12 protein-coding genes are annotated in these 12428 nt (G+C 46.0%); 9 read left to right on the plus strand and 3 right to left on the minus strand.

Annotation, left to right across the window (positions count from 1 at the left end; all coding sequences use genetic code 11):
- Nucleotides 1–58 precede the first annotated feature (58 nt).
- On the minus strand, nt 59–829 hold the full coding sequence (gene miaE, locus VNE01S_RS00645) for a tRNA isopentenyl-2-thiomethyl-A-37 hydroxylase MiaE (RefSeq protein ID WP_053395773.1): 771 nt from the start codon (nt 827–829) through the stop codon (nt 59–61).
- A gap of 65 nt (nt 830–894) precedes the next feature.
- Entirely contained in the window at nt 895–1659 is a 765-nt protein-coding gene (locus tag VNE01S_RS00650) for a hypothetical protein (protein ID WP_053395772.1), read from the minus strand.
- A gap of 300 nt (nt 1660–1959) precedes the next feature.
- Between VNE01S_RS00650 and cysB the strand changes: the two genes are divergently transcribed.
- The 5 genes from cysB (at nt 1960) to VNE01S_RS00675 (ending at nt 7118) form a co-directional block, all read left to right on the plus strand.
- Nucleotides 1960–2934: an HTH-type transcriptional regulator CysB gene (gene cysB / locus VNE01S_RS00655; protein WP_053395771.1), complete on the plus strand. Its 975-nt coding sequence runs from the start codon at nt 1960–1962 to the stop codon at nt 2932–2934.
- 55 nt (nt 2935–2989) lie between these two features.
- Nucleotides 2990–4183 carry a methyltransferase gene (locus VNE01S_RS00660; protein WP_053395770.1) on the plus strand — a complete coding sequence of 398 codons (1194 nt, stop codon included), beginning with the start codon at nt 2990–2992 and terminating at the stop codon, nt 4181–4183.
- A 169-nt stretch (nt 4184–4352) separates the two neighbouring features.
- Nucleotides 4353–5318 carry an ABC transporter substrate-binding protein gene (locus tag VNE01S_RS00665; RefSeq protein WP_053395769.1) on the plus strand — a complete coding sequence of 322 codons (966 nt, stop codon included), beginning with the start codon at nt 4353–4355 and terminating at the stop codon, nt 5316–5318.
- A 64-nt stretch (nt 5319–5382) separates the two neighbouring features.
- Entirely contained in the window at nt 5383–6327 is a 945-nt protein-coding gene (locus VNE01S_RS00670) for an ABC transporter permease (RefSeq protein ID WP_053395768.1), read from the plus strand.
- Nucleotides 6324–7118: an ABC transporter ATP-binding protein gene (locus tag VNE01S_RS00675; protein ID WP_053395767.1), complete on the plus strand. Its 795-nt coding sequence runs from the start codon at nt 6324–6326 to the stop codon at nt 7116–7118. Before VNE01S_RS00670 ends, VNE01S_RS00675 begins: the two co-directional genes overlap by 4 nt.
- A gap of 87 nt (nt 7119–7205) precedes the next feature.
- On the opposite strand, the gene dusC is transcribed toward VNE01S_RS00675, so the two are convergent.
- Nucleotides 7206–8159, minus strand: coding sequence for a tRNA dihydrouridine(16) synthase DusC (gene dusC / locus VNE01S_RS00680; protein ID WP_053395766.1), 954 nt, complete (start codon nt 8157–8159; stop codon nt 7206–7208).
- Between the two features lie 177 nt (nt 8160–8336).
- Here dusC and VNE01S_RS00685 point away from each other — a divergent pair, with 177 nt between their 5' ends.
- From VNE01S_RS00685 to serS, 4 genes are all read left to right on the plus strand, one after another.
- Nucleotides 8337–8951: an SEC-C metal-binding domain-containing protein gene (locus VNE01S_RS00685; protein ID WP_053395765.1), complete on the plus strand. Its 615-nt coding sequence runs from the start codon at nt 8337–8339 to the stop codon at nt 8949–8951.
- 82 nt (nt 8952–9033) lie between these two features.
- Entirely contained in the window at nt 9034–9630 is a 597-nt protein-coding gene (gene lolA, locus VNE01S_RS00690; RefSeq protein ID WP_053395764.1) for an outer membrane lipoprotein periplasmic chaperone LolA, read from the plus strand.
- Between the two features lie 2 nt (nt 9631–9632).
- Nucleotides 9633–10979, plus strand: a complete 1347-nt coding sequence (locus VNE01S_RS00695; RefSeq protein ID WP_053395763.1) for a replication-associated recombination protein A — start codon at nt 9633–9635, stop codon at nt 10977–10979.
- Between the two features lie 95 nt (nt 10980–11074).
- A complete protein-coding gene (gene serS, locus VNE01S_RS00700) occupies nt 11075–12382 on the plus strand; it encodes a serine--tRNA ligase (protein ID WP_053395762.1) in 1308 nt (435 codons plus the stop codon).
- The last annotated feature ends 46 nt before the right edge of the window (nt 12383–12428 follow it).

Consider the following 12428-nt stretch of genomic DNA (forward strand, 5'->3'; position numbering starts at 1 on the left):
ATGTACACCTAACTAAAAATCCCCCTGTAATAGGGGGATTTTTTATAGTTAAAGCCAATTAGGCAGGTACACCGCTATGGAACTTAAAGTCGTTATCGGGGGATGAAATCAGCTCAGCTTCTAATTTGCCAAAGTAATTCACTCGTTCAGAAATATCTTTACCTGCGATTTCTTCGGCAAGAGTCAGGTAGTCTTGGTAGTGACGTGCTTCAGAGCGGAGTAATGACACATAAAACTTCGCAATGTCTTTGTCCATATGCGGAGCAAGTTTCGCAAAACGCTCACATGAACGCGCTTCGATGTAGGCGCCGATAATCAGTTTGTCGATCAACGTTTGTGGCTCATGAGTGGTCATTTCTGACAGTAATCCCTTTGCATAACGACTTGCTGGTACAGGCTCGTAGGCAATGCCACGACTCTCCATGATCTCAAGAACCTGATAAAAATGGTGCAGCTCTTCTTTAATAAGCAATACCATCTTATCGATTAAATCTTGACTGTAAGGCGAATTAGATTTTGCCATGATTGCTTTGGAGATATTGCTTTTACCCTTCAGCGTCTCTAGGCTGCCTGTTTTGCGGTAGGCAAAATCTTCATACGGCTTAAACCAGTCTAGAAGGCTGTTAGCGCTACTTTTATCCACCGCGTATTTACGGATCAAATACATAGCCGATTGACCCGCCTTCAGCTCACACAGCAAGTGATCAATGAGGACGGTTTTCAGGTTTTCGGGCTTTTTCGCTTCATTTACCCAAGCATCAGGCGTTGAGCATTGTAGGAAGGCGTTGATAGGTTCTAGTAGGGAGTCGTAGGTTTTCAGGTCAATCATGCTGTCACTTTGTAAATAGAAAAGGCCGCCGTAGCGACCTTTGAAACGAAACGTTTGAAATTATATTACCACTTTTTCTTTTCACCAAAGATAACATCCATATCGTCACGACGTTCTTTTTGGGCGATTTGATGAAGCTCTTCAGCGTTTTTATTCTGGCGTTTTTGCTCTAGTTCATCATGCATGGCTTGCAACTTCTCTCGTGCTTGATTGGAGTAGTTATCATTTTTAGTGCTAAGCGCATCAATCCCTTTTTTCAACAGTTGAAGTGCTGTACCCGGCTGCCCGCGTACAATCGCATCGTTAGAGCGTTTAATGACATTTTCAATATTGATACGAATCTGAATGGTTTCTAAACGTGCATTTTCTGCCACATAAGCTTGAGTTTCAAAGCGGCCTTTATTGTGTTCGCTACGAATGGTATCTCGCAGTCTTTTCACAAGCTTAAGCATCATGATGGCTTGCTTATCGCTGCTTGGTACTTTAAATGCAGCATTGTCGTTGCCTTTAAAAGTTTCTTCAAGCTGGGTGATCTGTTGTTTAACGTTATCGACGCGTTGCTCCAAATGTTTATTCTTTGGATCTAGGTCAAGCATGTTTTGCAAGGCATCTAGGATGCGCGTGTTCAAACATACTAATAAATCTTTACTGTAGGGCAGGTGGTGAGCATGGCCAATGAGTTCTTCTGTTGCATCAATGATTTGAATGTAGCGTGAAGACTCGTGCTTTTTTGCCGCTTCTACTTTGACCTTGTACTGCAGCATGATGTTATAGCCAAGAACCAAGACCAGTAAGATGGCAATTAAAGCTATGATTAAACCAATATTCATAAATTCCGTATCTTATGTTTTTTTGATGGCTAGCAGACTAGGATACACGATACTGCTAACTCTCTACACCGATTTTCCGCATTATGTCTTACTCGACGACATTTCTTAATGAAAAATGTCAATTGGCTAGTGAGAATGAGTAATTGATTGCAAAACATCCTATTAGAACGATCAAGTTACTAGTTTAGTCACGCTAATTAGTCATTGGACTACCAATTTTTATGCAGAGGCATTATAACTAAATATTATAAAATATGATGTAATACTCGTGATGTATCGCTAAGGGAGTGCGGGTTAGGAATGAAATTACAGCAATTGAAGTATATTGTTGAGGTCGTTAATCACAACTTGAACGTATCAGCAACCGCTGAAAGCCTGTATACCTCTCAGCCAGGGATAAGTAAGCAGGTGCGTTTGCTTGAAGACGAACTAGGCATTCAAATTTTTGAGCGTAGCGGTAAACACCTAACGCAAGTGACGAATGCTGGCGAAGATATCATCCGCATTTCTCAAGAGATTTTGAGCCGCGTTGAAAGCATAAAAGCTGTTGCTGGTGAGTATACGCATCCTGAAATGGGTACGCTAAATATCTCTACCACCCATACGCAAGCCAGATACGCACTTCCCGAGGTGATTAAAGGCTTCACCGCTCGTTACCCCAAAGTATCATTACATATGTATCAAGGCACGCCTTCTCATATGTCTGAAGCGATTGCGAAAGGTATCGCTAACTTTGCCATCGCGACTGAAGCACTGCATCTTTATCAAGACGCGATCATGCTGCCTTGTTATCACTGGAACCGCTCGATTGTCGTGCCGAAAACTCACCCATTGGCGCAGAAAGAGCATGTTAGCATCCAAGATCTCGCATCTTATTCGTTGGTTACGTATGTAATTGGTGCATCGGGTCATTCTGAGTTAGATACGGCTTTCCATAAACATGGACTGACACCGAGAGTAGTCTTTACCGCAACCGATGCGGATGTCATCAAAACGTATGTTCGTATGGGGCTGGGTGTTGGTGTAATTGCCAGTATGGCTATTGATACTGAGAAAGACACCGATCTTGTGGCGATCGATGCAAGCCATATATTCGGTGTGAGCACCACAAGCATTGGGTTCCGTCGTGGTACTTTCTTAAGATCCTACATGTATGACTTTATCGAGCGTTTTGCGCCTCACCTTACTCGACCTGTTGTGGAGCAAGCTTTGTCACTCAAATCAAATGCTGAAATAGAAGCGATGTTTAAAGATATCGAGTTGCCAGTTCGCTAACCTCTATCAAACGTCTCGACTTCCCTCTAAAATACGCGCGCAGTTAGGGGGAAGCATGCAACAGCGATTTAAAACACTCGATACACTTTTACAAATTCAACAAGAGCTTTGGCGCTTTGAGCCATTTTTTCAGAGTTTAAATGATCAGCTTCCGTGGGCAGAACAGCACCCTAAGCTGTGTGATTGGCTCAATTCGTTAACCAGTGAGCAAATTGACGAGCTGAAAGGTGATACACCTAAGCTGGTGGATTCTATTGCAACGCACCTTCCAAACATCCATTCTCTTATTTCACTGAGCAACCTTGAGCGTATTTCTCTAAAAGGAATAGAATTAGAGCGGGGTGTGGACTCCGGTGTGCCTGGTCGAAAGTTGACACAGATCGTTGCTATGGGGGAGGCGGCACTAACCCACCATAATGGGAGCGAGTGGCTAGAGTGGTGTTCAGGCAAAGGATTTCTTGGCCGTATTTTAGCCAGCCAAAGCCAGCAAAAAGTGACAAGCTTTGAATATCAACAGCCGCTATGTGATTCAGGCCAGGCTCAAGCAGACAGCCAAGGGTTGCCGATGACTTTTGTTCAAGGTGACGCGTTAACCGAGTCGGCTGAAAACGTTCTTAATCAACATCAACACGCGGTGGCTCTACATGCTTGTGGCGATCTCCATGTGTCACTCATCAAGAAAGGAGTAAGCCGAAACCTGCCTGCAATGACAATTTCTCCGTGCTGTTACCACCTCATTCAATCCGACCAGTACGAAGCGTTATCGCAATTGGGTAAAGCATCCAAGCTAAAACTCATTAAATCGGAGCTGCGAATCCCGCTTCAAGAAACCGTTACGGGCGGGGAACGCGTAAAAAGACATCGTTTCGAAGAGATGCGCTTTCGTCTCGGGTTTGACTTATTACTCCGTTCGGAGTGTGGTTTTGAACACTACGAGCCTGTGCCGAGTATTAAAAAGTCGATGTTATCTGAAGGGTTTAAAGCGTTTTGCCAATGGGCTGCGGCGCAAAAGAAAATTGCTCTGCCAGACGTGGATTTTAATGCGTATCTGGAACAGGGAGAAAGGCGCTATTGGCATATGGAGCGCCTAAGCCTAGTGCAGCAAGTCTTTAGAAGAAGCATAGAACTTTGGCTGGTCTTAGATAAGGCCATGTACCTAGAACAAGAAGGCTATCACGTGACGGTTAAAGAATTTTGTTCTAAATCGGTTACGCCCCGCAATATATTGATTCAAGCTGAAAGAGAGTAAAACCGCGAGAAGTTACTTTTGTTGTGATGTTGTTAAATCCTGCTTCCCTTTCCTGCAACTTATTGGTAATAATGATTGTTATGAACACTAAATGTGCAATTTAAATAATAAATCTACAAATAATATCGCACACAACATCACAACAATTTGCTGAATTCAAGGAGCTAAGATGAAAGCAGGAAAAGTTATTGCGACCGCAGTATTAGCAGGGGCTGCACTTCTCTCTTCAACCAGTATCATGGCTAAAACAGCCAAAGTTGCTGTTTCACAGATCGTAGAACACCCAGCGTTGGACGCTACCCGTCAGGGACTCGTAGATGGTTTAAAAGCAAAAGGATACGAGCAGGGTAAAAATCTAGAATTTGACTATAAAACGGCGCAGGGTAACCCAGCGATTGCGGTACAGATTGCACGCCAATACGTGGGTGAACAGCCAGATGTATTGGTTGGTATTGCAACCCCGACAGCGCAAGCATTGGTGTCTGCGACTCGTTCGATTCCCGTTGTGTTCACTGCAGTTACCGATCCCGTAGGCGCGAAACTGGTGAAACAGCTTGAACAACCTGGGCAAAATGTTACTGGTCTTTCTGACCTTTCTCCTGTTACTCAGCATGTTGAACTTATCAAAGAAATCTTACCAAACGCTAAGTCTATTGGTGTGGTCTTCAACCCAGGTGAAGCTAATGCTGTCGCGTTGGTGGATCTCCTTAAACAAAGTGCGGAAGCGCATGGTCTGAAAGTGGTGGAAGCAACTGCGCTAAAAAGTGCTGATGTCCAATCAGCGACACAAGCTATTGCAGACAAATCTGATGTGATTTATGCCCCAACTGACAATACAGTGGCAAGTGCGATCGAAGGAATGATTGTGGCGGCAACTCAATCGAAAACACCGGTATTGGCAGGTGCGACGTCTTATGTCGAAAAAGGTGCCATTGCCGGCCTAGGTTTTGATTACTACCAAGTGGGTGTACAAACAGCAGAGTACGTAGCTGCGATTCTTCAAGGTAGTGAGCCTGGCTCGCTAGATGTGAAAGTAGCCGAGGGTTCTGATCTGGTTGTGAATAAAGCAGCGGCAGACAAATTGGGTATGACTATCCCGCAATCTGTACTTGATCGCGCAACCAGCGTGAAGTAATCCCCCTAAATCAGGAGAGCACAGGTCTGTGTTCTCCTGTCCTCTAGCAGAAAAGGGAGTTTGTATGTCTGCTTTTGCATTTTTTGGGGCACTGGAAATTGGGTTGTTATACGGCTTGGTTGCTCTGGGTGTCTACCTGACTTTTCGCGTTCTCGACTTTCCTGATTTAAGTGTTGATGGCAGTTTTCCAATGGGCGCTGCGGTGGCGGCAACCGCCATTGTTGCGGGTATCAACCCTTGGGTCGCGACAGGCATGGCCATTATTGCCGGTGCTATGACTGGTTGGGTGACCGCATTTCTTGCCGTTCGCTGCGGTATTCTCCATTTGCTTGCATCTATCTTAACCATGATCGCGGCATTTTCGATCAATATTCGCATCATGGGACGCCCTAACGTCGCGCTGCTGGGTGAAGAAACCATTCTGACACCCTTTGAAACCATGGGTGACCCAATGCTAATACGTCCCCTCGTCGTGGGACTTTTAGTATTGATCTCTGCTTGGTTTGTCGTGCGTCTACTCAACAGTGATTTCGGCCTAGGCCTGAGAGCAACGGGTGTCAATGCGCGGATGGTTAAAGCACAAGGTGCAAGTACAGCTTTTTATACTTATTTTGGCTTAGCACTTTCTAACGGTTTTGTTGGGTTTTCCGGGGCGTTGTTTGCACAAACAAACAGTTTTGCTGATGTAACCTCTGGGGTTGGGACGATCGTTGTGGGCTTAGCGGCGGTGATCTTAGGTCAAACGTTGATTCCAGGACGCAAGATTTGGGTTGCTGTGCTCGCGGTCGTTCTCGGCTCTGTGCTTTACAGGCTTGCCGTTGCGTTTGCTTTAAGCTCAGGCATGTTTGGTTTGCAAGCGTCTGATTTGAACCTAGTGACAGCCGTTCTGGTTGCATTTGCTCTGATCGCACCAAAAATCAAAGGTAACTTGAAAGCAAAAAAGGCTAATACTCCTGTTAAAGAACAACAGGCAGTAGAGGGAAGTAAGAAATCAGGAGATGTTGCATGATTCGGCTGGAAAATATTCAAGTTACTTTTAATCCGGGCACCATTCTTGAAAATAAAGCGCTTAGAGGCGTCTCGCTTGAAGTCCCTGAGCATCAATTTTTAACGGTAATCGGTTCCAATGGTGCGGGGAAGTCGACACTGCTTGGTGCCGTGACGGGTGAAACGCCCATGGTCGGTGGCAAGGTGATCATTGATGAGCAGGATGTGACACGGCAAAGTGTCGATCAGCGAGCCAAGCAATGTGCACGAGTTTTCCAAGATCCTTTAGCGGGTACTTGTGGTGAACTAACCATCGAAGAGAATATGGCGCTCGCTTACATGCGTGGTAAAAGACGTGGCTGGAGTTTGTCATTATCGGCCCAACGCAGAAAGCTCTTTCAAGAACGGATCAGTATTCTTGGTCTTGGGCTTGAAGATAGGCTAGGAGACAGTATCGGTTTGTTGTCTGGTGGGCAACGCCAAGCGGTGAGTCTTGTCATGGCAACGCTCTCAGACAGTAAGCTTCTCTTGTTGGATGAACACACGGCTGCGCTGGATCCTCGCATGGCGGCTTTTATTATCGACTTAACCAACACGATCGTGAAAGAGTTTAACCTGACGGTAATGATGGTGACGCACTCGATGAAAGACGCGCTCGCATGTGGTGACAGAACCGTGATGCTCCACCAAGGCGAGATTGTTTTGGATGTAGCGGGGGACCAGCGAGCAAATATGCAAGTGCCGGATCTACTGGAGATGTTCTCGAAAGTCAGAGGGGAAGAGCTGGCCGATGATAGCCTTCTGCTTAACTAAAGGAATATTGTCCTAATTAAAAGCAACAAGCCCATCATTTCAATGATGGGCTTGTTTTATATCGAAGCGGACAAAGTGAAACTCGCTTTACGCTGCGGCCAATTGCTTTTGATACTCGGTAATATGTTCAACAATCGGCTCTGCTTTATTGAAGGTTCGAATATCACGGAACAGGGCCGCCGCTTCAGGGTACTCTTGGCGTAAGTAAGAGAACCACTGCTTAACGCGGTTTGGATAGTAAAGGCCTTTATCGCCTTTCATTTCGTATTGAGAGTAAACCAGCAAGAGCTTCACAACTTCCGGCCAAGGCATCGCAGTATGGTTATGCTTTACCACATTGCCTAGGTTGGGAACGTTAAACGCACCGCGGCACACCATCAATGAATCCACCCCGGTGGTGTCGATACAAGCTTGCCCATCTTCGTAGTTCCAAATTTCACCATTGGCAATCAATGGAATGGAAAAGCGTTGGCGAATTTGGCCAATATAGTCCCACTTGATCTCACTGGCTTTGTATCCACCGGTTTTGGTGCGCGCATGAACCGTCAGCTCATTAGCACCGGCTTGCTCCACGGCATCAACAATTTCGAAGCAATCTTCAGGGTTTTCCCAACCAAGGCGGATTTTCGCGGTCACGGGAATATTACTCGGAACGGCGTCACGACAGGCTTTAACGACACGATGAATAAGCTCTGGATGCTGTAGCAGTGCCGCGCCACCTTTGCTCTTATTCACAAGCTTAGCCGGGCAGCCAAAGTTCAGATCAATACCTTTTGCTCCCAGTTCAGCTGCTTTTATCGCATTTTCTGCCATCCAGTGTGGGTCTTGCCCTAACAGCTGGATATGAACAGGGACGCCAGATTTGGTTTGGGATCCTTGAAGCAGTTCTGGGCATAGACGGTGAAATACGTGATCAGGCAGCAACTGATCGACGACCCGAACAAACTCAGTGACACACAAATCATAGTCATTGATATCGGTTAAGATCTCACGCATCAAATGGTCTAATACGCCCTCCATCGGGCCAAGAACTACTCGCATATAATAAACGCCTTTATTCACGGAGGCGTGATTTTAGAGGTAACGCAAGCAAAAGTCACTGAGTAGCGAAGATCTGAGCGCAAATCTTTTCTTTATCTCTCGATAAGCCAGCCAGTGGCCCGAGGGCTTACATAAGGTTATAATGCGCCGTTATCCGTGAATCACTAGAAGTAAATAATGAAGTATCAACTACTGACACTGCCTGAGTCATACTGCCAAGAGTCACCATATTTTCTGGAAGGTTTAACATTAGCAGCCAACATGACAACCAAGCCGCTTGCGCCGGAAAGCTGGCTGGCCAATGTGTTTGCAGAGCATGCTAATGACGTAAGAAAATTGGTGGAAGAGCACATTACTCATCAATACCACGTGTTAAAGAGAAATGAGTACTCACTGACTGAGCTGCTTGACTCACAAGAGAAACGTGAACAACTTGCTGATGTCGCGGAAGGCTTTATGACATTGTGGCCAACGGTTGAAGAGCAGTGGCAAGATGTGCAAATCGGTGATGGCACTGTGCGTATGATGCAAGCTATGCTGACCTCATTTATGCTGGCGATTGACGAAGAGCAAACTCAAGCACAAATGAAAGCATCTGGTATTGAAATACCACCATCGCTGACGGATTTTGTTGACCAGCTTGATCTTATGATTGCAGAGGTGGCTCACGCGGCTGATGAAGTGATGGTCGGTGCGAAATCGCAAAGCGTTAACCCTTTTAAAGACATTGGTCGCAACGATGAGTGCCCATGCAGCAGCGGTAAAAAATTCAAGCAATGCTGCGGGAAATAGAACAAAGTTAACTTTTCTCGGTCAAACTTATCCGTAATAGAAGCTATAAACGCGTTATCTGCGTCTAAAAAGGATACAAATAATGAAAAAACTAGCCGCGTTGCTATTGATGAGTTGTTCAGTTTTTGCCGCACCTAAAGATGAACTGAACCAACGCCTACAACAAACAGAAGGCTTCAGTGCAGACTTTTCTCAGCAGGTGATAAGCCCAGAAGGCGATGTTGTGATGGAAGGAGAAGGGGAGGTCGAAATTTCTCGCCCAAGCTTGTTCCGTTGGACAACCACGACACCGGATGAGAATGTACTGGTTTCAGATGGCAAAACGCTGTGGTACTACAGCCCGTTTATTGAGCAAGTCAGTATTTACTGGCAAGAGCAAGCGACAGAACAAACCCCGTTTATCTTATTGACCCGTAACCGTGCCAGTGATTGGGAAAACTATCGTGTCTCTCAACAAGGCGATGTATTTACACTGATACCAACGGCAGTCGACTCAAACCAAGGTAAGTTTGAGCTCGAGATTGATAAAAAAGGGGCGGTGAAAGGGTTTAGTGTCATCGAGCAAGATGGCCAAAACAGCACGTTCAAGTTCAATAATATTGACCTAACCAAGCCGAAAGCAGATCGTTTTACCTTTACTATTCCAAACGGTGTTGAGGTAGACGACCAAAGGAATTAACAGTGAGTAACTACTCGTTAGACTTTTCAGGGGACGAAGATTTTCGTCCCCTTGCTGCTAGAATGCGTCCACAAAATTTGGAGCAATACATTGGGCAGCAACACATACTTGGCCAAGGTAAGCCACTGCGCAGAGCATTAGAAGCGGGCCACATTCACTCAATGATCTTGTGGGGACCGCCGGGCACAGGTAAAACTACCCTGGCAGAAGTGGCCGCGAACTACGCGAATGCAGAGGTAGAGCGAGTCTCAGCCGTGACCTCTGGCGTGAAAGAGATCCGCGCTGCGATAGAGAAAGCGCGTGAAAACAAAATGGCTGGGCGACGCACTATCTTATTTGTGGATGAGGTGCACCGATTCAATAAATCCCAGCAAGATGCGTTTTTACCGCACATTGAAGATGGCACCGTGACATTCATTGGCGCGACGACAGAAAACCCTTCTTTTGAATTAAACAACGCACTGCTTTCTCGTGCGCGTGTGTACAAACTGACTTCTTTAGCCAAAGAAGACATCAGTCAAGCCTTAGACCAAGCGATTAATGATACCGAGCGTGGCTTAGGTCAGGTGAAGGCCGAGTTTGTCGACAATGTCCTCGATAGGTTGTCAGAGTTGGTGAATGGTGATGCGCGTATGTCGCTGAACTACCTAGAACTTCTGTACGATATGGCTCAGGAAAATGATCAGGGCGCCAAACGCATCACGCTGCAGCTCCTAGCCGAAGTGGCTGGTGAGAAAGTATCCCGTTTCGATAACAAAGGTGATATTTGGTACGACTTAATCTCAGCGGTGCATAAATCCATTCGTGGCTCAAACCCTGATGCTGCTTTGTATTGGTCGGCGCGTATGATTGCCGCAGGCTGTGACCCGCTCTACATCGCTCGCCGATTACTTGCGATAGCATCTGAGGATGTAGGCAATGCGGACCCACGAGCGATGCAAGTGGCGTTATCGGCATGGGATTGTTTTACACGTGTCGGCCCTGCAGAAGGTGAACGCGCCATTGCCCAAGCGATTGTCTATTTAGCCTGTGCGCCGAAAAGTAATGCGGTATATACCGCTTGGAAACAAGCACTAAGCGATGCTCATAATCATCCAGAGTATGAAGTACCACCGCATTTGCGAAATGCACCAACCAACTTGATGAAAGATTTGGGCTACGGTGCTGAGTATCGTTACGCGCATGATGAGCCCGGCGCATACGCGGCGGGTGAGCAGTATCTCCCGCCAGAAATGAGCGATACGCGCTACTATTATCCGACTAATCGTGGTTTAGAAACGAAAATTGGCGAAAAGTTAGATTACTTGGCTAGTTTGGATGCAAAAAGCCCACAAAAGCGCTATGAATAAGCGCCTTTTTTGGATACATTTATTTGGTAAATTTTTTTAGCGTATGAGCATGATGCTTATACGCCACTTCACAACTAAAAAGCATAGGATTAACAATGCTGGATTCTAAATTACTTCGTACAGAGCTGGATGAAACAGCTGCAAAACTGGCACGTCGTGGCTTCACGCTAGACGTCGAGACAATCCGTAACCTTGAAGAACAACGTAAGTCCATTCAAGTAGAAGTTGAGAATTTACAATCCACGCGTAACTCCATCTCCAAGCAAATCGGCCAAAAAATGGCGGCTGGTGACAAAGAAGGTGCAGAAGAGATCAAGAAGCAAATCGGTACACTTGGTAGCGATCTAGACGCGAAAAAAGTTGAACTTGACGCAGTAATGTCTCAACTTGAAGAGATCACTCTATCTGTTCCAAACCTGCCTGCTGATGATGTGCCAGACGGTAAAGATGAAGAAGACAACGTTGAAATCTCTCGTTGGGGCGAGCCTAAAACTTACGACTTTGAGCTTAAAGATCACGTTGATCTAGGTGAAATGGGCGATGGTCTAGACTTTGCTAGCGCGACGAAAATTTCAGGTGCTCGTTTCATCGTCATGAAAGGTCAATTTGCTCGTCTACACCGTGCAATTGCACAGTTCATGCTAGATCTTCACACTGAAGAGCACGGCTACACAGAAATGTACGTGCCTTACCTAGTGAACTCTGACAGCTTGTTTGGTACTGGTCAGCTACCTAAGTTTGGTAAAGACCTGTTCCACACAGAACCACTAGAAGAAAAAGTGAATGACGAAGAGCCACGTAGACTATCGCTTATCCCTACGGCAGAAGTGCCAGTAACGAACATGGTACGTGACACGATCTCTGACGAAGCCGATCTACCGCTTAAGATGACGGCGCATACACCATGTTTCCGCTCTGAAGCCGGTTCTTATGGTCGTGATACTCGTGGTCTGATCCGTATGCACCAGTTCGACAAAGTTGAGCTTGTACAAATCACCAAGCCAGAAGAATCAATGGATGCGCTTGAAGAGCTGACAGGTCATGCTGAGAAAGTTCTACAATTGCTAGAGCTTCCTTACCGTAAAGTGGTTCTATGTACGGGTGACATGGGCTTCGGTGCTCGTAAAACTTACGACCTTGAAGTTTGGGTTCCAGCACAAGAAACGTACCGTGAGATCTCATCTTGCTCAAACATGTGGGATTTCCAAGCTCGTCGTATGCAAGCGCGTTTCCGTCGTAAAGGCGAGAAGAAACCTGAGCTTGTTCACACTCTAAACGGTTCTGGTTTGGCGGTAGGTCGTACAATGGTTGCGATTCTTGAAAACAACCAAGAAGCTGACGGCCGTATCGCTATCCCAACTGCATTACAGAAATACATGGGTGGCGTAACGCACATCGGTTAATCGCAAGATTGGTTTTTATACACGATTAGCTAAAGTAAAGGCGACT

The organism is Vibrio nereis NBRC 15637 (genome assembly GCF_001591105.1).
Lineage (GTDB): Bacteria > Pseudomonadota > Gammaproteobacteria > Enterobacterales > Vibrionaceae > Vibrio > Vibrio nereis.